Here is a 25,152-nt window from a genome sequence, read left to right on the forward strand (position 1 = left end):
ATTGTTGGGCTTCCGTTGCTTCTTGGCGACTAAAATTAAATAGTGATGAGGCGAGTTTTTGTAGTGATGTAGCGCTGCCATATTTGTTTCCTAAAGATATAGCACGGCTTAAATATGGCTCAAGGATATCGTTTCTTTCATGCTCTATTGCACATGAACAGTAATTTTTAAAGTTTCGATTAAGTAAAAATTGTCGCCCAGTAATTCACAGATTTCAATTGCAGTCTTAAAAGAAGAGAGTGCTTCATCAATCTGGTTGATAGATTGAAGGTGTTCTGCATAGCAACTGTGGTAAAAGTAAGTACCAATAAGACTAGGGTGTTTATTGAGTAGTTCTCGACATAAAGTGAATTTTCTTTCGGCCTCGGCTTTATTACCTAGCGTTGAATCAATGATAGCAAGGTTACTTAATATTGATCTCGATGAAGCTTGAAGAGAATTTTTTTCTATTTCCCATGCGAGCTTGCAATAGTACTGAGCTTTTGAATAATCTTGGGTTTCTAAAAAAATGTAACCTAAATTATTATATATTCGAGTTAGGAGGCGTTCATTGTTAACGGCTTTTGATGCACTTGCTTTAGTTAGAGAAATAATGGCTTTTGAATAACAGCCTAATCGTATGAGAGCAACGCCAATAGAGTATTCTATGCAGAATTTAATGTCGTGAATATTGGATATTTCACTTCGATGTAGTGCTTCAGTTAGATGTTCAAAGGCTTGATGTACTTGCCCCAATTTTAATAACCGTGATCCTGTACAAAAATAATCAACGGCGCTTGGGATTGGCAGGTCATTTTCAGAGGCAAACTCTCTTATTTTAGCCTCAATCGTAAGAATACTTGCTTCATTAGGAGCTTCAACTATGTCGTTTATTTTTTCACTTAAAAAATAATTAAAGTGCTTAGAAGGGGTCATGTCACGATCACTAAAATAAGATAATCTCGTATTGTACGAAGGGGCGAACAAATTTGAAAGTAAAACTTATAATATAAAAGTGATGTATAAAGGTTACTAGGGACCAGACCATTAAGCCGTAATATTTAAATTCAATTGAAGATCATAAGGCATTTTAGATAAGCGTCGCTTTAATTGATGGCGTGTTCGTTCAATATCATCAACCGTAATCGCATCTTGGTCGTTAGTATGAATATCAACATTGACTCTTAGTTCCGGGCCAACCTTAGTCACACCCATTAGCTCCAAATCTTGCTCCGCATCTTTGTCCACAGCGACAACATTCTTATCTACCGCGTCACAAATATCTTTGGTTGCCGACATCATTAGCAGTTCACGCATTGCTTCACGTAACATGTCGAACGGCACTTTGATAAAGTAGAAAGACATCAGCAACATCATCATTGGATCGGCATATACCGCGTATTCAGCAAACGGAGAGTAAGCCACCAACCAAGCAACAACGAAACCTGCCGTAACTGCCACACTCAACAGCGTATCCATTTGCCACTGTTTAGACTCAGCTTGAATCAAACCTGAAGAAATACGTTTGCTCTTGTTAGCGATGTACCACCAAGCGTAACCACAACCCAATACGTTGAAAATACCAAACAGAGTTGCGATAGAAGCATCAACTTCACGACCACCTGTCATCAGAGCACCAATCGCAGAATAAAGTGAATAACCGACCACAAGCAGAATCACAATCGCTTTAATGGCGATTACGATTGGCTCAATGATTGCTCGACCGAACGGGAACTCCCTGTCTGATGGGCGATTAATGTATTTCGAAGCAGCTAGTGACAATAAAGTTAACAGTAAACTGATAAGAGAATAGACACCGTCAAATACTATGACTAGAGAGCCAACGAGAAGACCCAACACCAATCCGCCAATCGCGAAGCCTGATGCTAAAAGGGCTGAGAACAATAGTACTCGATTTTCGTTTTGGCTTTTCCTGTCACACATAATATTTTCCAGATGTTTTTGATAACGTCATTGTTCTAATATTGAGCTAGCTTTACAAACTTTATCTGATGACGTTTATATGTCGGTAACCCGTTTTACATCCAAGTTGTTACTATTCAATTACTTAGTGGTAGATTTTGGTGTCAGTAAAGTTGACGATGACTGTTTTTCAGGAAATGTGAAACTGGCGCTAAATGGTTTATGATTAGTAAAACACATAGGTTGTGAAGGTCTCATAGGCTCGCAGTGTAAAGGAGCAGGTTGTTAAGGTTACAGAAATCGCATTGAAACTTTATACCTTAAACTTGGGTTTGAACCTGAACCTTGAACATAGAGCCGAGTTGAACTTGAAAAGGAATGGATGAAGATGAAATTTGATGATCTCAACGATAGCGAGTTGTGGGCGATTGCTAACCCGATCATGGACAATTTGATGGACGGTTCAACCAAGGTTGACCATGCTCAACACTGCCGAGACTTTACGCAGCGCATGAAGGATATTGTGACGCCTGAGTATCTGGAAAAGGTGTGTCATCATTATCAGCACAGTAATGGCTTTTTTGCTGAACGTGAGCCTGTGGCGCTATTCAGACGCTCCGATTCCATCGCCTTTGTTTGGAAGCAAGCGTATACCATTGCGAAAGGCGAATTTGTGGCAGAAATGGTGTTAGTTGAAGAAGACGGACGTTATTTAGTGGATCACGTGATGGTCTTCTAAAGAGAGGGCTTTCTATTTGTTAGACGATTTTAAGTGTCGAGATAGAACATTATCTGACACTTTAGAAATCAAACAAGTAATCGCTGATCTGATCCGCTAACCAATTCATTCCTGGGTGTTCTGCCATACCTGCCGCGGTAAACATACAGTAGTCTTCTTGAGTCAGGCCATAAGTGTGCTTGATCACCGCCAGTTCCTGTTCACGCAATAAATGGCGTATCAATGGCTCAGGCATTACGCCCCATGCATCTTCTCGTAGAATCGTATCCAACATAAAATCGAAGCTAGAAAAACCAATGTATCGGCGAGAGAAGGGCTCAAGCTCAGGGTTATCTTTTTCATTGAGATAAACCATGGTCGCTTGCATCGAATTTCTTAGTACTTCATCCGACACTCTTCGCATCGCACTTAAATCATGCCCTTTCTTACATACCGACATCATTCGGATCTTGCCGAGTGGGTTGTAGATAATTCTTGGGTCGTCGACACGCTCGTAATCGACACCAAACGCAAAATCAACTTGCTGAGTTTCGACAAGATTAGCCAAGTCGCCACTAGAAGCGAGAACGAAGTTGAAAGAAGTGGAAGGGTATTTGTTGTTTAGGGCGTGCGATAAACTTTGCCACATTTCATCGGGTAGGGAATCGTCGCGTGCGATCCAAATCTCTGCGTTGAATTCACCCGAAACATGTAAGCAGGTTTGCTTAATGCGTGCTGCCGTTACCAACATGCCTTCACAGTCTTTATATATGGCCTTACCTGCCTCAGACAGCTCGACATGGTTACCGCTTCGAACAAACAGTTCGACATCTAACTCTTTTTCCAAGGCTTTGATCGACATGCTCAGTTTGGTTCGGTTACATTCAAGCTGTCGCGCAGCTTCAGAGACGGATCCTAAATCAGCAACAGAACAAAAGGCTTGGACTTGAGAAAGGTTCATTTCATTTCCATATTGAGCGGGTGGCGGTGCATATTATCTGAATATTGTGCTGACTATCTTAGAAATAGTCCATCTTTGCATGATAACTCTATGACGAATTGACTAATTTGGTTTATTCTGGGGGCGTTCCGAACCTACAAGAAGTAAAGATGGAGGCCATGATGGCGAAACAATGGGACGAGTACGCACCTGATTGGGATAACGACCCCGCTACTGCTGTATTCGCACAGTCCGCATTTGACCAGTTAACACAGCTCGTTGATTTGAACGGAACCCGTGTCCTTGATTTTGGTTGTGGTACAGGATTACTCAGCCAGAAAATATCTCCTTTTGCAAAAGAGATTATCGCTCTCGATATCTCAGAAGGGATGATTGAAGAGTTAGATAAAAAAGAGCTGTCTAATGTAGAGCCTGTCGTTGATATCTTATCGCGCGGACTTGCAGCCCAACACCCAGCATTCAGAAATCAGTTTGACTTAGTGGTAGCCTCTTCGGTATGTGGCTTTATTCCGAACCTACAAGATACGGTCAGCCTTATTTATACTCTGTTAGAAAACGATGGGGTTTTTGTACACTGGGATTGGTACTTAGAAAACGACAGCGAAGATTTTGGGGTCAGCGAACAGCGCTCCCAGAATGTATTGAGCGCAGCAGGTTTTTCGATTGTTGAAGTCTCAACACCGTTTTCAATCGACACCCCACAAGGTACTTTGAAGGTTCTGATGGGTGTAGGCCGTAAACAAGTGGTTCCTCATCTATAGGTTACTTGTCTGTAGTTGACGTATCTGGAGTTGACGTATAGATAACTCCAGATAACCGCACTCACGCTTAATTGACTAAACCCACATCAACGATCTTTGGATCCGTTATGTGGGTTTTCTATTTATACGCACTTGCGTTTTAAACTAAACGGTTCAATTAAGCGGCCTAATCTCTTCTGCTCATTCTTTCCCTTCCCCAACGACAATCATCGATAAACAACCATCGTTAATTGGCAAATGGCCAATTTAAAAACTGTCTATTCACAAAATTTACAAGCTATCTATTCATAAATTACTAAGTTACAAATGGTGTTTTCCATTTTGGAAATGTAGGCTTGCATACATTTCATTAGTGGAAATGTAAGTGTGAGATATAAAATAAGCCCATAATAATATTAAGGGTTTAACCATGAGCCACCAATCTGTGTCATCTACTTCTTCAACACTTTCAGAACAACAACAACGCTTTAGCAATATCATTTCAGATGCCAACCTGTCCCCAAAACAGAAGTCGAGCTATCTTGCCTTAGAAGCTGAAGCCAGTCTGCCGTATATGCCGGTAAGCAATGAAGTAGAGCAAGCCTTACAACAAGGTGTGCTGTGTGACATGTTTGAAGGTCACGCCCCATTTAAGCCGCGCTATGTGCTTCCTGATTATTCTAAATACTTACATCAAGGCTCCAAGTATTTAGAGCTTAGCGCGGCTACTAATTTCGACGAAGCATTGAACATGCTCACCATCCTTTATCATCACGTTCCATCAGTGACTTCAATTCCGGTTTACTTAGGCCAGTTGGACGATGTGTTGATGCCTTTTGTTGGCGGTTTGACGGATGAGCAGGTATACCAAAAGCTGAAGCTGTTCTGGATCATGCTGGATCGCACGCTGCCAGATGCCTTCATGCACGTTAATATTGGCCCTAGTGACAACATTGTATGTCGCACTATTTTACGTGTGGATGCTGAACTCAAGCAGATCGCACCTAACTTAACCTTTATGTACGACCCTGCAGTCACATCTGATGACCTGCTTCGTCATGCTGCGAGCAATATCTGTGAATGCAGCAAGCCGCACATTGCCAATTATCCTGCACACGCCGCTGCGTACGGAGATAAGCGTTTTGGCATCGTGAGTTGCTACAACTCTTTGCCTCTGGCGGGTGGTTCAAACACGCTAGTACGTATGAACCTCAAGCAAGTGGCTCTGAAATCTGAAGACAGCGTAGACTTCTTACAGCAAGTACTACCTAACTACAGCAGCATCATGATCGAATTGATGAATGCACGTAGTCGCTTCTTACATGAAGAGTCTAACTTCTTCGAAGGCTTCTTAACCAAAGAAGGCTTAATTGAAGAAGATCGCTTTGCGCCAATGTTTGGTATTTATGGCATGGCTGAGGCGGTTAACATCTTAATGGAAAAAGAAGGCAAAGCAGGGCGCTATGGTCACGATGAACAAGCAAATCAGTTAGGCCATCGTATTTCTGAAAAGCTGGCTGAGATTGTTGAAAACTCGGAAGTGAAATATGGGCTGGAAGGTAAGGCTCTGTTACACGCTCAAGGTGGTATCAGCCTCGATGAAGATGTGACGCCGGGTGTACGCATCCCTTATGGAACAGAACCAGATCCAGTGTCTTACGTACGTGCGACGGCTGGTCACCACAAGTTCTACACGTCGGGTATCAGCGACATTCTGACCATCGACGAAACGGTGAAGTCCAATCCAGAAGCGATGTTCAACCTGTGTAAAGGGGCGATTCAAGCGGGTTACCGTGAGTTCACCGCTAACGTAGCATCGAACGATTTGGTTCGTGTGACAGGTTATATGATTAAGCTGTCTGACATTGCCAAATATGACGAGCAAGGTTCACGCACCAATACCACTTTCCTTGGTGCTGAAGCTGCAAAAAATACGGGCATACTAGAGCGTAAACCACGCGTAGCGAGCTTAGAGATGTCGCCGGCATACGAATAGCTTTAACGTACGCATGTTATGTGTTTCTCGAATACGAACAATGTGAATTATGAAAATTTCTGATCTAACAACTCAAATGGCTAGGGTTAAAAATAATAAGACAGAAAAACAAGCGAAGGTCAGCCGTGTGCTGACCTTTTCTTGTGTTGATGGACCAGGAAATCGCTTGATGCTGTTCCTACAGGGGTGTAATTTCGATTGCATCACTTGTCATAATCCACACACCATCAACCACTGTAACCATTGTGGAGACTGCGTGAGTGGCTGCCCGAGCAGTGCTCTGAGTCTTATTGAAGGCAAAGTGAAGTGGGGTCCGTTAGCGTGTACCAACTGCGATCAGTGCGTCGATATCTGTGATCATAAGTCTAGCCCCAAAATCACCACGATGACGGTATCAGATGTGCTTGAACTGGTTAGGCACAATCAATTCTTCCTGAGCGGTATTACCGTTTCGGGTGGCGAGGCGACCATGCAATTGCCGTTTATCGTCGAGCTATTTCAGGCGATCAAAAGCGATCCGCAATTGGCACACTTAACGTGTTTTATTGATAGTAATGGCTCGTTGACACAGCAAGGTTGGGATAAGGTATTACCTTACCTTGATGGTGCGATGATCGACCTAAAATCATGGCAATCTGAAACGCATCAATGGTTAGTGGGTAGAGGGAACCATCGAGTGTTTGAAACCATTAACTACTTAGCTGATAAAGGCAAATTACATGAAGTTCGGTTACTGCATATTCCTAATAAAAGTGACCTAGATATCGAGGTAGAGCAGGTCGGGTATTACTTGAAGGGTTTGCCAAGTGATGTTCGAATTCGGTTAAATGCGTTTCAACATCATGGGGTAATTGGCGAAGCTTTAGAGTGGCCTAAATGCACCGAACAACAAATGCAGAGCTTTCACGATAAGCTCTACTCAATTGTTCAAAGAGCAATGCAAACCCCTGAGGTTTATACCTAATATTTTCGGTCATCAATGCGAAAAGAGTTAGGCTTCTAAAAACAAGTCACACAACCATTTGATCGCCTGATCATTCATGTTTGGCTTGTTCCACACCAAGCTATACGCCACTTTTCCGTAATCAAAAGGAAGCGGTTTACTTACCAAGCCTTGTGCTTGTTTGGCATGCTCAGCCCATTGTTTTGAGCAAGTGAACAAGAAAGGTGTGTGGTGACATAACACCGCCGCCGCGCCAAAGTCCGCTACCGATATCGCCATCTCTCTAGGCTTATGACATTGCACTAAGTTTTGCTCAAAGTAAGGCTTAGACAGTTCGTTATCTAAGATTCCAATATGTTTGTAATCTAAATAACCTTCAACCGTTAGTTCTTGCTGAGCGAGAGGGTGGTGTGCGCCCATCAAACAAACCATTTCATCAGGAAGAATTGTTTCCCACACCAGCTCTTTATTATCCGTTGGGGGTTGAGAGATATCGTGTGGCAACAGGATCAAGTTGACCTTACCACTGAGCAAAGCATCGAATCCAAGCTCCTGTTTCGAATAGATATTAAGTTTGGCTTTTGGTGCAAGTTCAGTGGTGATTTTGCTGATCTTCGAGGCAAACACTTCGAAGGTACTTTCACGCATCGAAAGTGAAAAGCTGCCTTGATACTCCTGAGGAGTAAAACTCTTTTGGTGAAGTAACCCGTTCATGCTGGAAAGGATCGCGTGAACAGTGGGCGCTATTTTCAGGGCAAAGGGAGTCGGGATCAGCTTGGTGCCGTCTCGATAGAAAAGTTCGTCATTAAGGATGTCACGCAGCTGAGACAATGTCTTACTCACACTCGAAGGGCTGACAAAGAGTTGCTCTGACGTTTGAGTGACGCTGTGGGTGTTCAGCATAATATGAAGCGCAGTGAGGTGTTTAAGGCTCACTCGCGATAAATGTAAGTAATCCATACACAACTCACTCAATGCGTGACAACGGTCGGTTTAAGGTTTTATAACAGAAACTAGCGCGCTAACTTGTGATGAGCGCACGAAAAGTGACCCGCACAGAATGCGCCTACAATCGATAGCTCACCCGCCAAACATAAAACCGCACAAACCTCAGCTAAGGCTTGTGATTTACCGTTGCCGTGTAGCCCTAGTAAATCGAGACACGCTTTTTGGCTTGGTAGGCCAGTACCGCCACCGACTGTTCCTAACATCAAGTTAGGCAGCGTTACACTCGCGTACAAACCACCTTCTTTGTTGAGCTCCATACGAGTCATACCAATCGCAGACTCAGCAACACACGCCGCGTCTTGACCGCAAGCAATGTAGAGTGCAGCAAGTGCATTGGCATAATGAGCATTGATACCAATCGTACCGCTTAGAGCGCCACCGACTGTGGTCATTTGTCCGAACTGCACCATCTTCTCTGGTGTGGTGTGGAGGTACTTAGCGACAAGCTCAGCAGAGATATTGACCTCGGCTGTGACTTTTTTACCACGAACGCTGCGCAAGGTTTGTGTATTGGCTTTCTTATCGCCTGATAAGTTGCCATCAAGGAAAGCATGATCGGGCTTAACCGGCGTATTTTCTATGATGTACTCAAATACAGCGTTGGTCGCGATAGTTACCATATTCTGACCAGAAGCGTCTCCGGTTAGAAATTCAAACACCAAGTAAACATGGTTACCTTCGATGTTGATATTGATGTCGGTAAGTTTGCCGTGCGACGTTGTTGATTCAGCTAAGGTTTTAAATTGGTCATACTGGGTCACTGCCCATGCCACAAACTGTCCTGCTTCAACTAATCCTTGGAATGCGAAACCAGGAGTGCGTGTTACGCCTTCATTGAGCAACATTGCACTTGCACCACCACAAGCTGTGATCAGCTTTGAACCACGGTTATACGACGCGACAAGCGCCGCTTCAGTGGTTGCAAGTGGGACTAGGTAGTCGCCTTTAGCAAACAGGCCATTGACTCTTAAAGGGCCAGATATACCAACAGGGACTTTTACCGTGCCAATAAAGTGCTCTATGTTTTTCTCATAAGCCTGAATCTGGCTTTGAGTATGAGGGTCGAGCAGTTCTTGCTGCGAGTCTGCATTATCGAGAGCCGCCCAGCGACGTGTAAGGTTTTTTTCAGTCAGATAAGGGCTCGGAGTCAGTTTATTCACTGGCTTATCAAAATGAGGCTGGAGCTTCTTTTCTAATTCGTCTGCGGAGATGTCGCCTCCTAAAATAGAAACATAGTCACGGCGATGCAGATTTAGTTTTGGCATAAATAGTATGAAGTAAAGTTTGTGCAGCAAAATTGATTTGCGCTGATTCTACCGAGTAATAAACCAGAAACAAGTGCCTGATATAATGAGTTACAGTTTGTATGGATTTAGAGCCATTTGTTAGTCAAAAAGAGGGTAACCATCAAATCGATAAATAGTAGCTCGAATCAGATATGGATATCGAGAAGGCTACCAATGGCTTCGTTTTGACGATCAACCACACTCGCACCAACACGGTTGTAATTTGCGCTCTGTGTCAGCTTTAATAACGCTTCAGTAGAGGAAGAAGCTGGTTCAGGCTCTTTCTCTTTAAACGAAATGGATTGTTCAGGTTCTATTTGATTGAAGCTCAAATCGCTAGTTTGGAAAGTGTCGTTGGTTTTTGGAGAGTGTTTGGAGTTTTGGTTAAGCTCGATAGCGGCTTCTTCAGCCATGTTGGTTGACTGCTGAATGATGGCGTAACCAGATTGAATACCAGATATCGACATAGCAGAACCTTTTATTGACGTATGAAATGAGTCTAGGCGGACGATATTTTGAGTGCAATGGAGAACGGCTACAAATTACTAAGATCAGGTGGATTTAAGCTAAAATAGTGACATTAGTCTATTAATTGAACAACTCATTCAGTACGTTTAACTCTTCGTCTGTCAAAAGAGAAGGTTGATCTGTTTCAAGGTTTTCGTCTATTTCACCTTGAAGTGCTTTCAATTGCTGCGGGTTAAGGAGCTGTATTTTCTGCTTAAATGCTTCAAATTGCTGTGTATTCATAATGAGACCTTAGTTCAAATCCATATGCTCAATAGAGCATAGCTTACTGATTCAATAAATCAAACAAGATTAAGTGAATATTAAATGAAGTTTGAAGTTTCCTAAAACTAAGACAACTATAGATCCCTTTGGTTGTTTTTTGTCCGAGGAATGTTAGGCAAAGTTATGGATGAGTCAATCAAAGTCAGCAAGTTTGCATGCGTGTAAGATTTGAACGGCCCTTGTAGATAAAGGGTAGGCAAGTGGTTGCTCTACCTAGATGAGCCTTTTGGTAGAGCAATGTATAAACATACGGAGTGTTCAAAAAATGAGCAACTTCATTATCTTTTTGTTTTTACTGTTGTTTTGTTTTTTATCTTGAAACTTCTTTTTCAAGCGGCTTTTCAATCTTAACTTTAACTGCAAATTTTGTGGCTAAGGTATGCAGTTCTGGAAGCATTCGATAAATCAAATGTAGCTGTTGTAGAACCATTCTAACAGAGCTCTCATCCTCTTCTCGCCATTCACTTAAACGCTTATCAAGTTCAGGATCGTAAGCGTTTTTTACTTCGCATTGTTCTTGATGACAAAACAGCTGGTCGTTGAGAGCGTCGAGATGCTCGTGTATTACTCTGTGTGCGTCCAGTACCAGTTTGTGTGTCGCTTCGTCATCGATACGTGTTCTATGAGCTCCCAGAGCAGAGATATAGCTGAGTAGTGCATGATTGAGTGTTAGGAATCGGAAGCTCTCATCTTCAGATGTACGATACTTACCCGGCTCAACCAGCATGCTACTAACAGCGGCAGTCAGATTTGCATCATTGTTATGTGCACTGCGGCGTGCAATACGATAGCTAAGGCTGTCTTTTTTGCCTACACGGTATTGGCCAATGATCTGAGCGAGATAATCTTTATTGGAATCAAGCGCATCTGCCATCACCTTGTGAAGTCGTTTTGATTGCCAGTCCGGTAAAATATAGCTAACCGCTAAAACAGCGAGCGCGCTGCCAATGAAGGTATCTGCTAGTCTGGGCAATACAACTGCGTAGCCTTCCCCTAATTGATTGAAGCAAAAGAGCACAAGCAGTGTGATAAAGGCGGTCGCGAAACCGTAGTTATTGATACGGAAAGCGAAGAACATCACGCCACTGACCACAATGAATACCAGCTGACTCTCTTGAGATGGGAAAAAGGTCAACAACGGTACTCCAATCAACAAGCCTGCGACGGTGCCAATGACACGAGCCGTCAGCTTTTGTCGCGTTGCACTGTAGTTTGGTTGGCACACAAACAGTGTTGTTAGCAAAATCCAATAACCTCTTTCAATCTCAAAACCTTGAATGATCCCGTAGCCGAGCGTCAATGTGATTGCCATACGAATTGCATGACGAAACAGCATCGAGTCGGTATTCAGGTTGGCTTTGATCTTGTGCCACATTGCCGTCAAAGTATGAGGGTTGGTATCGTCCAATACGTCTTCTTCCAACTTTTCCGCATCCGGGTTACTGATATTCGAGAGCTGCTTTTCGACGGTAGCTAGGTTATTGAATAAGTAATCCAGTTGGTTGAGCAGTGATTTCCACTCGGGCTTGTTCTGTTGGTTAAGATGGTTAAGCGAAGACATTAACTCATCAAGTGCTAATACAGACTTATCGCCATGTTGGTATTCAGCTCCGACTTTCAATGAGCTCGCCACTTCTTTACAGGCTGTGGCTTGGGCTTCTAGTAGATACTTGAATCGAAACAACACATCAGAGCGTTCAAAGTGCTTTGCCAGCTCTTGATAGCGGTAGTGGGTAGAGCTTACGCGTTCATGAATGTCTTGTGCGATGAAATAGGTGTTTAGGAATCGGTCACTCGGACCATCAATGTGCCCGCGCTTAGATCGGTTAAGCAGTGTTGCTTTACACATGTTGAGTGCATTAACGGTACTGGCGTTTAACTTAGCTTCAATAATGCGATGTGGCTGAGGAATAAGGTCAGATACAGGGTAGAAGAGTTCCGCTTTTGAGCCGATGTAATTGCCGATTTGATCGAATACCGTCGCCAGGTTTTGCTGTACGGGCTGCATCGGCCAAACAATCTGCCAAATCATCGACATGAAGTAGTACCAAGCGGCGCCGGTTAAAAGTAGAAGCGGTTGAAACCAAAGGTTGGTGCTCTCATGGGCACCGAGCATGGTATAGATAGCAACAAGCAGCGAACCAAACGCGATACTGGCGTATTTAGGGCCAATTGCACCGAGTATAATAAAAGAGAAGGTTGAAACGAAAAGCCCTATCGCGAACAGCCAAGGTGTATCGAACAGGATCTCGATAGAGAAAGCGGCTACAGCGAAACAGATAAAGGTCAATGTGAGTGCTTTGAGACGGCCAGTAAAACTGTCATCACTTTCAGCAAGAGCCGCAGCAATAACCCCTAAAATTAATGGTGTGATCAGTGTGTTTTGACCATAATACCAAGCAGGTACTACAACACCGAGCAGAGTGATGAGAATTAATACGCTGTAATTTATGGTTTTATTCGCCCAATAAAGGCGTAGTTTTGCTGAGAAGTCCACAGTCGCTCACTTGACACACTAAAACCATAATCCTAACAGAAATCAAGCACAAGAATTTGATACTTATCCATAATTGCCCCTAGGTGGTTATGAAAGCGTCGATAAGCAGTGAGACATTATTAATTCTCACTGCATCATGATATAAATTCAATATTCCCAATTAAAGAGCACGCTCCAATGCAGCTAAGCGCTAATAAGACTGCACAGTTTTTTATTCAAAATGAATATCATCAAGTTGAGCTTGATGGTCCACGCCTGCTGTTATCTTCAGTAGGCAGTGAAGAACGTATCCCTTTCACTATTTGGAGTGGCAAGATCGCGATAAAGCGCGGATTGTTTTGGGGATCGTTGCAGTTTTTTGCTAATCAACAAGATGGCAAACAGCGAAGCTGGTTAGTCCAAGGCCTTCCATGGGAACAATGTCGTCAATTTGCGCGCGCATCGGTTGCTGCTTATCAGAAGTGGCATGACAGACAATGTGAACAGTTGGCAGAGCACGTTCCTCAATGGGAAGATGAATTGACACGTCTTGAGCAACTTCCTGCTTTCCTACCGCATTCTAAAGTGAAGACTTGGGTCGACATGGTCAACGCAGGTCTGGAAAATATGACGATGACTCTAGAGGAAGCGGCACAGCGCATGCCAAACCGCATTGCTCGAATGCAGCCATGGTTGTCTGAAACGGAAATTCAGCAAGCCGAGAGGAATCAACAGTGGTTAGAGACAGAAAGACAAAATTGGGAAGTATTGTTTGCTCAATGTGAGTCGTCACCCCTGAACTTGTCGCAACAATATGCGGTCTTGATGAATGATGATCACAACCTTATTTTAGCGGGCGCAGGCTCAGGTAAAACCAGTGTTCTCACCGCTCGCGTCGCGTATTTATTGCAAAGCCACCAAGCTCAAGCTAAAGAGTTGTTACTGCTCGCCTTTGGTCGTGAAGCCGCGGAAGAGATGAAGCAGCGCCTTAACAGCAAAATTGGCATATCAGCCGAGAAGGTGCAAGTCAGTACTTTCCACCAGTTGGGTCTAAAGATACTGAATCAAGTTGAACCCGAACGCGTGGTTATTTCTCCGCTCGCACTCGATGACAACCAACGCCAAGCATGGTGCATTGATTGGTTGAAGAAGCACTGGATGACGCCGACCAACTTTAAACGTTGGCAAAAGCACTTGTCTAAATGGCCAATTGCTTATTTAACCGGTGATGATGAGCTAGGTAGTCATGTTTCAAATCTTAAATTGATTGGTTGGCTTGAAAAGCAACTTGAACAGTTGAATGCATCGGGTTTAACGAAAAAAGAAGTACAGCAACAACTGATTGATCACCGTGACTATACGCGCCTCAATAGCGAGCTTTCACTGTGTTGGCCATGCGTAACCGCTTGGCAAAAGGAATTGAAAGAACAGAATCATATCGACTTCTCAATCATGATCAGCCGAGCGACACAGTATGTCGAGAAGGGGAAATTCATTTCGCCTTGGAAGTTCATCATGATCGATGAATATCAAGATATCTCACCAGATCGTTTAGCCTTGGTTGAAGCCTTGTGCAATCAATCGAAAGCGCAGCACCAAGCTTCTATTTTTGCCGTAGGTGATGACTGGCAGTCAATTTACCAGTTCGCGGGTGCAGATGTTGATCTAACGACGGGCTTTAAAGATCGTTTTGAGAGCTCGACAATTCATCATCTAGATACGACTTATCGATTTAACAATCAGTTAGGTTCGGTTGCCAATCGCTTTGTGCAGGAAAACCCGATTCAATTACCAAAAGAGCTCAACAGCTTCAAACAACAGAAGCAGAAGTCGGTTTATAGTGCGCCAAGCAAAGAAGTTGAGAAGATCCTCGATCAGATAAACAGGCAAGCAAAAGGTAAAGCGAATAAATCAGTGATGTTGCTTGGGCGAAATCATTACCACAAACCAGAGCTGTTGGAAGACTGGAAAAAGATCTATACCTCAATTGATATCAGCTTCATGACTTGTCACGCGAGTAAGGGTAAAGAAGCGGATTTCGTGATTATTCTTTGCGTTGATGAAGGACAGTTCCCCGCGAAGAAGAAACAATTGCACATTGATGGCGCGTTGACTGAATCTTCGGATGTGTTCCCTTATGCGGAAGAGCGTCGTTTGTTTTACGTGGCAATGACGCGAGCGAAAGAAAAAGTATGGATCACGCACAGTGGTGATGGTTCTGGCTTTGTGCAAGAGCTACATGGTTCTGATTACCCCGTTGTTCGTAAAAAGTGATGTCAGTTGACGTGATTGTCTAAGATTAGATCTTCAAGCCCGCTACCCATTATTATTAGGGCATAAGCTATTCTAATTAGGGCGTAAGATATTATCATTAGGGAAAAGGCATAAAGCATAAAGCAGAAGGAACCCGTTATGGAACACGGCTCAATTAACTACATTGAATTTGCAGCGCGAGACATTGCCGCCACGAAGGCATTTTTCAGCCAAGTGTTTGGTTGGGTCTTTGAAGACTACGGCCCTGAGTATTCTGCTTTTGAAGGTAAAGGCTTAATGGGTGGGTTTTATTTAGCGGATCTAGCGTCCAATGCTGAAGGTGGTGCGGCGTTGATGGTTTTTTATAGCGAAGATCTTGAGCAAACCAAGCGTGATGTGACTGATGCTGGTGGCGAGATAAACCGTGAGATATTCAGCTTTCCCGGCGGGCGACGCTTCCATTTTAGAGAGCCAAGTGGTAATGAAATGGCAGTATGGAGCGATAAGTAGAGAGTTAAGATTCTGGTAAACAAAAAGCCAGCTATGTGAAATGATCCTGTAACGTTAGACATTTCTGTTAAGCGGTAATCAAGGCCTGACTATCGAAGTCAGGCCTTTTAGTTTCACTTTATACGTTTGGTATTGTAGAACTAATAATGCATCAACCTAATTAAGGGCGAGGCAATTTAATCAAGACTAAGCAAGAATCTCTTTTGCTGTGTTTACTACGTTTTCAGTAGTGAAACCGAACATCTTGAATAGCTCGCCTGCTGGTGCAGATTCGCCGAACGTTGTCATACCGATGATCTTGCCACCGAAACCAACGTACTTGTACCAGAAGTCAGCGATGCCAGCTTCTACAGCGATACGTGCCGTAACGTCAGATGGAAGTACAGACTCACGGTATTCAGCGTCTTGCTTGTCGAATGCGTCAGTAGCAGGCATAGAGACTACGCGTACTTTCTTGCCTTCAGCTGTTAGTTCAGCAGCAGCGCTAACCGCTAGCTCAACTTCAGAACCCGTTGCGATAAGGATAAGCTCTGGCTTGCCAGCGCAATCTTTCAGGATGTAACCACCCTTAGCGATGTTTGCTACTTGCTCAGCGTCACGATCTTGTTGTGCAAGGTTTTGACGAGAGAAGATAAGTGCAGAAGGACCATCTTTACGCTCGATTGCCAGTTTCCAAGCAACAGCAGACTCAACTTGGTCACATGGACGCCATGTGCTCATGTTTGGAGTCAGACGTAGAGAAGCGATCTGCTCAACTGGTTGGTGAGTAGGACCATCTTCGCCTAGGCCGATAGAATCGTGCGTGTAAACTTGGATGTTCTGAGTTTTCATCAGAGCAGCCATACGCATAGCGTTACGAGCGTATTCCATGAACATTAGGAACGTTGCGCCGTATGGTACGAAACCACCGTGCAGAGCGATACCGTTCATGATAGCCGTCATACCGAATTCACGTACACCGTAGTGGATGTAGTTACCAGAGAAGTCATTTGCTTCAAGAGACTTAGAACCAGACCACATAGTCAGGTTAGAAGGCGCAAGGTCAGCAGAGCCGCCCATGAATTCAGGTAGCATAGCACCGAACGCTTCTAGTGCATTTTGAGATGCTTTACGTGATGCGATGTTTGCAGGGTTAGCTTGAAGATCAGCGATGATTGCCGATGCTTTCTCTTCCCATTCAGCAGGAAGATCACCGTTTACGCGGCGTTTGAATTCAGCTGCCAGCTCAGGGTATGCTGCTTCATAAGCTGCAAGTTTCTCGTTCCACGCTGCTTCCTTAGCTGCGCCTGCTTCTTTCGCATCCCACTCTGAGTAAACTTCCGACGGAATTTCAAAAGGACCGTGCTCCCAACCTAGTTGTTTACGAGTTGCTGCGATTTCGTCAGCGCCTAATGGTGCACCGTGACAGTCGTGCGTGCCTGCTTTGTTTGGAGAACCAAAGCCGATTACTGTTTTAGTACAAATTAGAGTCGGACGAGGATCCGCTTTAGCTGCTTCGATAGCCGCGTTGATAGCGTCAGAGTCGTGGCCATCTACCGCTGGGATTACGTGCCAGCCGTAAGCTTCAAAACGCTTAGGTGTATCGTCAGAGAACCAGCCTTCAACTTCACCATCGATAGAGATGCCGTTGTCATCCCAGAAAGCAACCAGCTTACCAAGACCTAGCGTACCCGCTAGAGAACATGCTTCGTGAGAAATGCCTTCCATCAGACAGCCATCACCCATGAATGCATAAGTGTAGTGGTCTACGATGTCGTGGCCTTCTTTGTTGAACTGTGCCGCAAGTGCTTTCTCAGCCATCGCCATACCAACAGCGTTGGTGATGCCTTGACCTAGAGGACCTGTAGTCGTCTCGATACCTGGTGCGTAACCGTATTCTGGGTGACCTGGAGTCTTAGAGTGCAGTTGACGGAAGTTCTTAAGATCTTCAATTGAAAGCTCGTAACCTGCTAGGTGAAGCAGAGAGTAGATCAGCATTGAGCCGTGGCCGTTAGACAGGATAAAACGGTCGCGGTCAGCCCACTCTGGGTTTGATGGGTTATGGTTCAGGTGAGAACGCCAAAGTACTTCAGCGATGTCAGCCATACCCATAGGTGCGCCAGGGTGACCAGAGTTTGCTTGTTGTACGCCGTCCATGCTTAGAGCACGAATAGCGTTAGCTAGATGTTTGCGGTTCATAATTGCTTCCAAAATTGATTCGAAATTAAAAATTCGTGGATAGATGTAAAAGAGGAACGAAATTCGTTCCTCTTATTTATTAAGTAGTGATTACAGCTTAGCTGCGATCATGTCTTCTAGTTTGCCTTGGTCTACGGCGAAGTTGCGGATGCCTTCAGCTAGCTTCTCTACAGCCATTGGGTCTTGGTTGTGATCCCATAGGAACTCAGCGTGAGTCATTGCAGCAGGACGCTCTTTAGTACCGTTAGAGTCAATTAGCTTCTCTACTACTTCGCCTTCAGCTGCTTCTAGGTCTGCTAGAAGTTGAGGAGCGATAGTTAGACGGTCACAACCAGCAAGTTCAAGGATCTCGCCGATGTTACGGAAGCTTGCGCCCATAACAACAGTCTTGTAGCCGTGCTCTTTGTAGTAGTTGTAGATGTCTGAAACAGAGATTACGCCTGGATCTTCTGAAGCTTCGAAATCTCGACCTTCTTTCGCTTTGTACCAGTCCATGATGCGACCAACGAAAGGAGAGATTAGGAATACGCCAGCTTCAGCACAAGCACGAGCTTGAGCGAAAGAGAATAGAAGCGTTAGGTTACAGTTGATGCCTTCTTTCTCTAGGATTTCAGCAGCACGGATGCCTTCCCAAGTAGAAGCCAGTTTGATAAGGATGCGGTCGTTAGTGATGCCAGCGTCGTTGTACATTTTGATAAGTTGACGAGCTTTAGCAACGCTGCCTTCCATGTCGTAAGAAAGACGAGCATCTACTTCAGTAGAGATGCGGCCAGGTACAACGTTAAGGATTTCTTTACCGATGTTCACGTTAAGCATGTCACAAGTGTCTTGAACTTGTTGTGCTTTGTCGCCACTTTGCGCTTTAGCGTATTCGATAGAAGCATCGATTAGAGGTGCGTACTCAGCAATTTGAGCGGCTTTAAGAATTAGAGATGGGTTAGTTGTTGCATCTTCAGGAGTGTACTTGCTGATAGCTTCGATATCGCCAGTGTCAGCTACAACAGTTGTTAGTTTACGAAGTTGCTCTAATTTATTGCTCATTTTGATCATCCTATGTATCGCAGAACACCCCTTTAATGGGAGAGGTGTGGGCATTTGCAAGCGAACTAATGAAGTTCCTCATGGTTGTACCAGTGAGTCAAACTTACATTAATTTAAATTTTTCTCCGAACGAACATTTGCACAGAACATTTGATCGCTCGATGAGTAAATGATGTAGCCATATTTATCCGATCTAGCCCCAAAGTCAACGGTAAATAGTGCTGTATGGTGACTTCAGTCAAATATATTTCGCTCTAGTAACCATGGGGTATGCAAGCAAACGTTTAGCGGGCAAAGTGAGGTAAATTAATCAACAGTAAAATCAAGGACACTATGCTGATCAAATGCTCCTTGATGTTACATATGTTCAGGGTGTAAGCTTGTGTATCACTTACTGAGCTCTCCTTTATTAGGAAGTGCAGCAGGTAAAATAATTGTTAAATATTGGTTGAGTGGTATATGAGTAAGAATATCCAAGATGTTTCCGAAGAAAATACTGATCTCCTCACTGAAGTAGCCGTTGCTTACTATCAAGATGGCGCTACACAAGAAGAGATCTCTAAAAAATTCTCTATCTCTCGTGCAAAGGTTGGTCGAATGCTCAAGCAAGCCCGCGATGAAGGGATTGTCGAGATCACCGTGAAATACCACCCAGTATTCAGCGCGAAGATCGAACAACGTTTGATCGAACGATTTGGTGTTAAGCGTGCATTGGTTGCACTAGACCAACCAAATGAAGAGAAGCAGCGGTTACAGGTTGCGGGTTTGGTGTCGAACTACCTAACGAGCACCCTAAAAAACGGCATGGTAGTCACGGTTGGCCAAGGCCGAAACGTATCGTCGGTTGCTCACCATACTGGGGTAATTACCCCACGTGACTGTAAATTCGTATGTGGTATCGGCGGCATTCACCCAAGAGGCGGTATGTTTAATGCCGACCATATATGTAGACAACTCGCCAAGAAATACGGTGGATCTTCTGAAACCTTGTATGCGCCTGCTTATGCAGAGAACAAAGCACAAAAATCCGCGTTCATGGAAAACAGCACCGTTAAGCAAACACTCGATCTAGCTCGTAAGGCAGATGTTGCATTAGTCGGTATTGGTGATATGAGTGAAAACAGCTACATGGTCGACCTAGGTTGGTTTACGGCGGGAGAGGTCGTCCAATCTCGTTTACTACAAGGCGTGGTCGGTGACTTTGCGGGTTATGACTTTTTTGATGTACACGGCAAAGCCGCAAACACTGTGATGAGTGACCGAGTCATCGGCTTAGGCCTGGAAGAGTTCCGCCCAATCGCTGAGGTAATTGCCATCGCTGCCGAGAACAGTAAGCCATTAGCTTTATTAGGTGCATTAAGAACCGGCGTAGTAGACGTGATTGCAACCAGCGTAAGTAATGCTTTGACGGTGCTTAACTTGGATGAGCAGATGAAACATGCTGAGTTAGATGATTAGCAAAATATAAACCTGGGGAGCCCGTTTGGGCTCCCTTTTGCTCTCTCTAAAGAATAGGTTCTGACTCTTTACTCGTGATTTTGGGGAGCGAGGAGAGATACGTGCACAGTTCATCATAAGGAATAGGACGAGAGAAGTAGTAACCTTGCATCAAGTCACATCCACATGCTTTTAGAATCGCGAAGTGTTCGTTTGATTCTACGCCTTCTGCCAACACCACCATACCGAAGTTTTTACCGATAGCGATGATGTTCTGGACCATTGTTAGTGACTGTTGATCGACTGCTATGTTTTCAATGAAACTCTTATCAATCTTAAGTTCGTCGATAGGGAGTGCTTTTAACATGCTCAATGACGAGTAGCCCGTACCGAAGTCATCTAGAGAAATCTTAATATCGTTTTCTTTGAGGGCTTCAAACAGTGGTTTCACTATAGCCACATCTTCAATGAACAAGCTTTCAGTAATCTCGAGCGTTAAACAGCTTGGTGAGAACTGATATTTCTCAAGCGTAGTGAATAGGTGTTCTGAGAACGACTTATGTGAAAACTGACGTACGGATATATTGATCGAAAGACCGATCTTTTGTTCTATCGTTCGGTGTAAATGAGCGATCTGCATAACGCTGGATTCAATAATAAAGGTGCCGAGTTTTTGCATTAAACCTGTGCTTTCAGCAATAGGAATAAATACGTCTGGCGGGACAAAACCCAGTTCATCATCTACCCAACGCACAAGCGCTTCTACACCGTGAGTACTTTCATCGGCACGAACCAATGGTTGAAAAACCATAAATAAAGCTTGTTTATCGATAGCGATACGAAGCCTTTGTTCTACTCTCATTTTGTAGAGGTGGGCGTCTTGCATCTCAGTAGTAAAAATACTGTATGAGTTTTGCTGCTGTTTCGCTTTGTACATCGAAATATCGGCAGAGCGTAACAGGCTATCTAAATCTCTTCCGTGGTCTGGGAAGCGGGCAATACCTACACTGCAACTCAACAAAAATTGAGCGCTTTCAACTTCATAAGGTTGAGAAAGTACTTCAATAATTCGTTCTGATAGTCGCTTAATTTCAGATTCACTATTCAGCGTTGTTAAAAACAAGAACTCATCACTGGATTCTCGTACCAATAGGCTGACTCTGGAGCGAAACCGCATCAAACGTAATGCAATTTGTTTGAGCACCTTGTCTCCGAAGTCATGTCCATGGGTATCATTAACACATTTGAAGTTATCGATGTCGATAAACAGCATTGAGAATGGGTCTGACTCATCTTCAATCCACTTGCCAATGTTTTTACGCATATAGGAGCGGTTGGGGAGAGAGGTTAATGGATCGTGATTGGCTTGGTAAATCAATTGGCTGCGAGTTCGTTGTTCGTTCTTCGCAATCGATTTTACTAAAAAATAGAAACCAAACTGAAGAACAACAAAAACAAAGAAAAGAGCACCAAACTCTTTTGCGAATATACCATCAACGTGTGCTAGGTCTGTTCGGCCGACAACCCAAAGCTTGTAGTCTGGAATGTATTTAGCGCTAACGAGCGATGGGAAAGCGCTATCATCGATACAGAAAGAATATGTGTATTTTCCTGTTTTCGCTTCTTTGACGCTGACAGTCACTTGCTCAGAAAAGCTTTTGGTAATGCGATCCATTAGAACGTTATCAACCGGTTTTAAATAAGCGTCTAGCGACTCGATATCGCTAGAAAAAAACTGACGATAGTTGTCGGTTCTAAGTAGAGTTAACGTGTTGTAATTGCCTGCGTGCGCATTGTTTTCAAACAAAATTGTGCTGTCTAAGCGTAAACCTGCGGTCATGACTGCATCAACGTTCTTGCCATCGAGAGAAATGGATTTTCTCATTGGGATCACGAGGCTGTTAAGAGAATCATGGAAATAAGTGCGCCCCAAAACCATTTTATTACTAGATACAGCCTCTAGAAATGAGTCTTTGGTGTATGGGAGATCCAGTAAGTTAAATTGGTCAGACAGCTGTAGGTTTGAGCTGATTGACAGGTAATCCCCTTGAGGATTTAGTAACCCGAAAGCGGCTATTGCAGGATGAGTATCAAGCAGTTTATCTAATATTGGTCGAATTTGAATCGAAGCCGTTCGGGTAAAGTCGGACTGCTGAGCAAGTTGATGCCCAACCACTTCAAGCAGTGCTTCTTGGCTAGTTAATAGAGAGTTTACTGAGCTAGAGAAGATCTCGACTTGGATATGTTGTTGCTTAGTAAAGTCATCTCTGTTTGATTGCCACTTGGTTATGCCAAAGGCGCTGAAAAGTATCAGGGTAAGCAGCACGATCAGAGCGTACAGCGACCAGATATTTTTCTTAAATAGAGCCATGAGATGCCTTTTGTTGGTGACTACTTTTAACAGACTGCAAGTGACAAACGTTTATATCGCCAGTGTGATTAATACAACGAGGCATAAAAAATATATCAATGATTAAATAGTGTAACGGCTACGAACAGAGATTCTTGAATGAAATATTAACACTCATAAACGTGCTGACAATTAACCCATGATTAATCACAGTTTTTGTTAAAAATCGGATGGCTCTACACCTACGTAGTGTTAACTCTGTCACTACCTAGGTGTCTTCAAGTGACTGCGTCTTCAAGTTACAACCGTGTTAAACGCTTGAGTTCATAAGTGCCTAGCTGATTGAGCAATAAGATGCTTAAGTGTCATGGGCTTCAGCCATAACCTTTAGTGAGCTCCGTATGCATGTACAGTATATTCTAACAGTATCATTAAGCGAAGCTGAATTACTTTTTAGTTACGGTAATAGGTAGTTTTTCATTTGCGCCCCATTCAGTCCATGAGCCATCGTAAACGCCCATATCACTTGAATAACCAGCCAGTTTAGCGGCTAATAAAATGATGCAAGCCGTCACACCAGAGCCACAGCTAAAGAACATTGGTTGAGAGGGGGTTAAGTTTAGAGTCGAGAAAATGTCAACTAACTCTTCTTGAGGCTTCAATTTACCTGCATTTAAGACTTGTGCGAACGGCAAGCAAACTGAGTTTGGGATGTGGCCACTACGTAAGCCTTCACGTGGTTCTGGAACTTCTGAATCGAAGCGAGCTTGAGAACGCGCATCTACAATGTTCGCGCTCTTGTGAGCGGAATAGCTTTCGATTTGTTGAGCATTAACAAAATAGTCGTCTTGAATACTCCCATCAAAATTCCCGGCTTGAAATTCTGTTTTATAGTTAGTGTCTGTTACGTAACCTGCATCTATCCATGCTGGTAAACCGCCATCTAAGATATAAACGTTGTTATGTCCCATTGCTATAAACATCCACCATGCGCGAGGCGAGGCAAAAGTTCCTGAGTTATCGTAAACCACTATCGTACTGTCTTGATTGATACCAATTTCTTGTGCGCGTGTATTGAAGTGTTTTTCGGTCGGGAACATGTGAGGGAGCAGAGTGTGCTTGTTACAAAAGTCTTTGTCGTAATCGAAACGAATCGCACTAGGTATCATTTGTCCTTTGATCTTTTCTGACTCACTTGGGATCTGAAATTCGATACTGGCGTCGAGGATTACAATGTTGTCTTCTTCTAGCAAACGTTGTTGAAGTTGTTCTGGTGAAATGAGTGGCTGATTCATTCTTCTTATATCCATTCTTGTTGTTATATCGGCGACTAAGGCGCAGCCCGGCAGTGGATGTACTGATAGCTGCTTTGTCCGGTTATTTGATTGTTTAATGTATCAAGCACGACCACAGAATCAAGAGGGCAGTCTGTTGTTGGTGGAATGGAAACGCGAAATATTTCGTTGTCTTGAGTTTCAACCGTGAGGTAGCGTCTATGTCCGTCAAGGGATTGAGTGAGCGTATTGGAGATGACTCTGGCTTCAATGCGTTCTCCGGTAGAAGATGTCATCGGGAAATAGGTGAGAAATAAAAGTAGCCCAATACCAATCGATAATATAACGAATCCTATTTTCAACTGTTTCATAAAGTAAGCCTTTGAAAGTCATCTTTAAAAGATAAGACAGGCTTTCGATAAAGTGAACATAACCAGTACTGAAAATTGAAATTGCGCCCAAATAAAAAGGTGAGCCTCATTGCTCACCTTTATGCATTGTTATTCGACTTTCAACTTCGAGACTGCTGCCTAACTCCAACTGAATTTAGCCATTGTCTAAGTGAACTCAGCACTTTTCATTCCTTTACGTTTACCAAGTGATTTGTGATCCGTCACTTGCAACGACTTGTTGCAGCGGCGCTTGACCATCATAAAACCAGATCTCAATCAACAGAATATCTTCGCTTAGCGGCGCCGAAAAGTTGGATGTAAATGTACCGTTGTCTAAAGGGCCTCCAATGACCTTACTTGAATAATCCGGCTTGTAGGTTGAATCTGCTCTTGTGGTAAATCGGCTATATACAGATACAAACGAACGATCGGTTGAGATGTGGCTGATATCAATATTGAGGTCGAATTGATCTACAGAGTTATAATCGAAACCATCAGGTATTACGAGCTCATCCATTTTGTACGCTTGCGGGCCGTTGGAGATAACCGCATTAACTGGTGTCGGTGCCGGATTTATAGCGACGGTGACTGGTGATGAGACCACTGATGGTGATGTAACTGGCGCTGACGCCACTGGTGTTGACGTCGCTGGTGTTGACGTCACTGGTGTTGACGTCACTGGTGTTGAAGGCGATGGGTTAGGAGTTGATGCTCCTCCATCGCCGCCTCCGCCACCACACCCTACCAACGTTAGTGATGCGATTAGTAATGGAATACGTATTGACTGCGACTGAGCCGTATTTTTCTTAAGTGCAGCATTCGACAGACTAGATAAGATAGCATTGCTAAAGTTTTGGCGACCGTTTGTTACTGTCTGTTTAATTGGCATATTCAT

Annotated in this window: 21 protein-coding genes; 7 read left to right on the top strand and 14 right to left on the bottom strand. The window is 43.8% G+C overall.

The window, feature by feature from the left end; translation table 11 throughout:
- Window positions 1-144: 144 nt before the first annotated feature.
- Both ACED59_RS19080 and ACED59_RS19085 read right to left on the bottom strand, forming a co-directional pair.
- Window positions 145-915, bottom strand: coding sequence for a tetratricopeptide repeat protein (locus ACED59_RS19080; protein ID WP_371705070.1), 771 nt, complete (start codon window positions 913-915; stop codon window positions 145-147).
- A gap of 111 nt (window positions 916-1,026) precedes the next feature.
- The gene (locus tag ACED59_RS19085; RefSeq protein ID WP_017098472.1) at window positions 1,027-1,923 is read right to left on the bottom strand and encodes a cation diffusion facilitator family transporter; all 897 of its coding nucleotides are present in this window, start codon (window positions 1,921-1,923) and stop codon (window positions 1,027-1,029) included.
- Between the two features lie 367 nt (window positions 1,924-2,290).
- Between ACED59_RS19085 and ACED59_RS19090 the strand changes: the two genes are divergently transcribed.
- Window positions 2,291-2,641 carry a hypothetical protein gene (locus ACED59_RS19090; protein WP_009845584.1) on the top strand — a complete coding sequence of 117 codons (351 nt, stop codon included), beginning with the start codon at window positions 2,291-2,293 and terminating at the stop codon, window positions 2,639-2,641.
- A gap of 61 nt (window positions 2,642-2,702) precedes the next feature.
- Here the strand turns inward: ACED59_RS19090 and ACED59_RS19095 are convergent, their stop codons facing one another.
- Window positions 2,703-3,581: a LysR family transcriptional regulator gene (locus ACED59_RS19095; protein ID WP_009845583.1), complete on the bottom strand. Its 879-nt coding sequence runs from the start codon at window positions 3,579-3,581 to the stop codon at window positions 2,703-2,705.
- A gap of 161 nt (window positions 3,582-3,742) precedes the next feature.
- Here ACED59_RS19095 and ACED59_RS19100 point away from each other — a divergent pair, with 161 nt between their 5' ends.
- The 3 genes from ACED59_RS19100 (at window position 3,743) to ACED59_RS19110 (ending at window position 7,281) form a co-directional block, all read left to right on the top strand.
- Window positions 3,743-4,342, top strand: coding sequence for a class I SAM-dependent methyltransferase (locus ACED59_RS19100; protein WP_009845582.1), 600 nt, complete (start codon window positions 3,743-3,745; stop codon window positions 4,340-4,342).
- A gap of 409 nt (window positions 4,343-4,751) precedes the next feature.
- Complete coding sequence (locus tag ACED59_RS19105; RefSeq protein ID WP_017098471.1) at window positions 4,752-6,317, top strand: YjjI family glycine radical enzyme; 1,566 nt, start codon at window positions 4,752-4,754, stop codon at window positions 6,315-6,317.
- A gap of 49 nt (window positions 6,318-6,366) precedes the next feature.
- Window positions 6,367-7,281 carry a YjjW family glycine radical enzyme activase gene (locus ACED59_RS19110; protein ID WP_017098470.1) on the top strand — a complete coding sequence of 305 codons (915 nt, stop codon included), beginning with the start codon at window positions 6,367-6,369 and terminating at the stop codon, window positions 7,279-7,281.
- Window positions 7,282-7,308: 27 nt separating this feature from the next.
- Here the strand turns inward: ACED59_RS19110 and ACED59_RS19115 are convergent, their stop codons facing one another.
- The 5 genes from ACED59_RS19115 to yccS form a co-directional block, all read right to left on the bottom strand.
- Entirely contained in the window at window positions 7,309-8,220 is a 912-nt protein-coding gene (locus ACED59_RS19115) for a LysR family transcriptional regulator (RefSeq protein ID WP_029224004.1), read from the bottom strand.
- A 53-nt stretch (window positions 8,221-8,273) separates the two neighbouring features.
- The gene (locus ACED59_RS19120; RefSeq protein WP_371705071.1) at window positions 8,274-9,533 is read right to left on the bottom strand and encodes a hydroxymethylglutaryl-CoA reductase; all 1,260 of its coding nucleotides are present in this window, start codon (window positions 9,531-9,533) and stop codon (window positions 8,274-8,276) included.
- Between the two features lie 167 nt (window positions 9,534-9,700).
- The gene (locus tag ACED59_RS19125; protein ID WP_017098467.1) at window positions 9,701-10,021 is read right to left on the bottom strand and encodes a hypothetical protein; all 321 of its coding nucleotides are present in this window, start codon (window positions 10,019-10,021) and stop codon (window positions 9,701-9,703) included.
- A gap of 121 nt (window positions 10,022-10,142) precedes the next feature.
- Window positions 10,143-10,304 carry a hypothetical protein gene (locus ACED59_RS19130; RefSeq protein ID WP_009845576.1) on the bottom strand — a complete coding sequence of 54 codons (162 nt, stop codon included), beginning with the start codon at window positions 10,302-10,304 and terminating at the stop codon, window positions 10,143-10,145.
- Window positions 10,305-10,656: 352 nt separating this feature from the next.
- Window positions 10,657-12,843: a YccS family putative transporter gene (gene yccS / locus ACED59_RS19135; protein ID WP_017098466.1), complete on the bottom strand. Its 2,187-nt coding sequence runs from the start codon at window positions 12,841-12,843 to the stop codon at window positions 10,657-10,659.
- 177 nt (window positions 12,844-13,020) lie between these two features.
- Between yccS and helD the strand changes: the two genes are divergently transcribed.
- Both helD and ACED59_RS19145 read left to right on the top strand, forming a co-directional pair.
- Complete coding sequence (gene helD / locus ACED59_RS19140; RefSeq protein ID WP_017098465.1) at window positions 13,021-15,096, top strand: DNA helicase IV; 2,076 nt, start codon at window positions 13,021-13,023, stop codon at window positions 15,094-15,096.
- Between the two features lie 138 nt (window positions 15,097-15,234).
- Window positions 15,235-15,585, top strand: coding sequence for a VOC family protein (locus tag ACED59_RS19145; RefSeq protein ID WP_017098464.1), 351 nt, complete (start codon window positions 15,235-15,237; stop codon window positions 15,583-15,585).
- Window positions 15,586-15,771: 186 nt separating this feature from the next.
- On the opposite strand, the gene tkt is transcribed toward ACED59_RS19145, so the two are convergent.
- The gene (gene tkt, locus ACED59_RS19150; protein ID WP_371705072.1) at window positions 15,772-17,763 is read right to left on the bottom strand and encodes a transketolase; all 1,992 of its coding nucleotides are present in this window, start codon (window positions 17,761-17,763) and stop codon (window positions 15,772-15,774) included.
- A 90-nt stretch (window positions 17,764-17,853) separates the two neighbouring features.
- A complete protein-coding gene (gene tal / locus ACED59_RS19155) occupies window positions 17,854-18,804 on the bottom strand; it encodes a transaldolase (protein ID WP_029223051.1) in 951 nt (316 codons plus the stop codon).
- 459 nt (window positions 18,805-19,263) lie between these two features.
- On the opposite strand from tal, the gene ACED59_RS19160 reads away from it, so the two are divergent.
- Window positions 19,264-20,262, top strand: coding sequence for a sugar-binding transcriptional regulator (locus ACED59_RS19160; protein WP_017098461.1), 999 nt, complete (start codon window positions 19,264-19,266; stop codon window positions 20,260-20,262).
- A gap of 46 nt (window positions 20,263-20,308) precedes the next feature.
- On the opposite strand, the gene ACED59_RS19165 is transcribed toward ACED59_RS19160, so the two are convergent.
- From ACED59_RS19165 to ACED59_RS19180, 4 genes are all read right to left on the bottom strand, one after another.
- Window positions 20,309-22,612 (bottom strand): bifunctional diguanylate cyclase/phosphodiesterase, encoded by a 2,304-nt coding sequence (locus ACED59_RS19165; protein WP_029224001.1) that lies wholly within the window; start codon window positions 22,610-22,612, stop codon window positions 20,309-20,311.
- Window positions 22,613-23,037: 425 nt separating this feature from the next.
- Window positions 23,038-23,886 carry a sulfurtransferase gene (locus tag ACED59_RS19170; protein WP_029224000.1) on the bottom strand — a complete coding sequence of 283 codons (849 nt, stop codon included), beginning with the start codon at window positions 23,884-23,886 and terminating at the stop codon, window positions 23,038-23,040.
- A 35-nt stretch (window positions 23,887-23,921) separates the two neighbouring features.
- Entirely contained in the window at window positions 23,922-24,236 is a 315-nt protein-coding gene (locus ACED59_RS19175; RefSeq protein ID WP_017098459.1) for a hypothetical protein, read from the bottom strand.
- A gap of 220 nt (window positions 24,237-24,456) precedes the next feature.
- Entirely contained in the window at window positions 24,457-25,152 is a 696-nt protein-coding gene (locus tag ACED59_RS19180) for a hypothetical protein (RefSeq protein WP_371705073.1), read from the bottom strand.

Source organism: Vibrio sp. FF266, from assembly GCF_041439695.1.
Taxonomy (GTDB): Bacteria; Pseudomonadota; Gammaproteobacteria; order Enterobacterales; family Vibrionaceae; genus Vibrio; species Vibrio tasmaniensis_A.

Bases quoted from the DNA above. Each gene is read 5' to 3' on its own strand.
- ACED59_RS19080 (WP_371705070.1), bottom strand. From the start codon at position 915: ATGACCCCTTCTAAGCACTTTAATTATTTTTTAAGTGAAAAAATAAAC.
- ACED59_RS19085 (WP_017098472.1), bottom strand. From the start codon at position 1,923: ATGTGTGACAGGAAAAGCCAAAACGAAAATCGAGTACTATTGTTCTCA.
- ACED59_RS19090 (WP_009845584.1), top strand. From the start codon at position 2,291: ATGAAATTTGATGATCTCAACGATAGCGAGTTGTGGGCGATTGCTAAC.
- ACED59_RS19095 (WP_009845583.1), bottom strand. From the start codon at position 3,581: ATGAACCTTTCTCAAGTCCAAGCCTTTTGTTCTGTTGCTGATTTAGGA.
- ACED59_RS19100 (WP_009845582.1), top strand. From the start codon at position 3,743: ATGGCGAAACAATGGGACGAGTACGCACCTGATTGGGATAACGACCCC.
- ACED59_RS19105 (WP_017098471.1), top strand. From the start codon at position 4,752: ATGAGCCACCAATCTGTGTCATCTACTTCTTCAACACTTTCAGAACAA.
- ACED59_RS19110 (WP_017098470.1), top strand. From the start codon at position 6,367: ATGAAAATTTCTGATCTAACAACTCAAATGGCTAGGGTTAAAAATAAT.
- ACED59_RS19115 (WP_029224004.1), bottom strand. From the start codon at position 8,220: ATGGATTACTTACATTTATCGCGAGTGAGCCTTAAACACCTCACTGCG.
- ACED59_RS19120 (WP_371705071.1), bottom strand. From the start codon at position 9,533: ATGCCAAAACTAAATCTGCATCGCCGTGACTATGTTTCTATTTTAGGA.
- ACED59_RS19125 (WP_017098467.1), bottom strand. From the start codon at position 10,021: ATGTCGATATCTGGTATTCAATCTGGTTACGCCATCATTCAGCAGTCA.
- ACED59_RS19130 (WP_009845576.1), bottom strand. From the start codon at position 10,304: ATGAATACACAGCAATTTGAAGCATTTAAGCAGAAAATACAGCTCCTT.
- helD (WP_017098465.1), top strand. From the start codon at position 13,021: ATGCAGCTAAGCGCTAATAAGACTGCACAGTTTTTTATTCAAAATGAA.
- ACED59_RS19145 (WP_017098464.1), top strand. From the start codon at position 15,235: ATGGAACACGGCTCAATTAACTACATTGAATTTGCAGCGCGAGACATT.
- tkt (WP_371705072.1), bottom strand. From the start codon at position 17,763: ATGAACCGCAAACATCTAGCTAACGCTATTCGTGCTCTAAGCATGGAC.
- tal (WP_029223051.1), bottom strand. From the start codon at position 18,804: ATGAGCAATAAATTAGAGCAACTTCGTAAACTAACAACTGTTGTAGCT.
- ACED59_RS19160 (WP_017098461.1), top strand. From the start codon at position 19,264: ATGAGTAAGAATATCCAAGATGTTTCCGAAGAAAATACTGATCTCCTC.
- ACED59_RS19165 (WP_029224001.1), bottom strand. From the start codon at position 22,612: ATGGCTCTATTTAAGAAAAATATCTGGTCGCTGTACGCTCTGATCGTG.
- ACED59_RS19170 (WP_029224000.1), bottom strand. From the start codon at position 23,886: ATGAATCAGCCACTCATTTCACCAGAACAACTTCAACAACGTTTGCTA.
- ACED59_RS19175 (WP_017098459.1), bottom strand. From the start codon at position 24,236: ATGAAACAGTTGAAAATAGGATTCGTTATATTATCGATTGGTATTGGG.
- ACED59_RS19180 (WP_371705073.1), bottom strand. From the start codon at position 25,152: ATGAATATGCCAATTAAACAGACAGTAACAAACGGTCGCCAAAACTTT.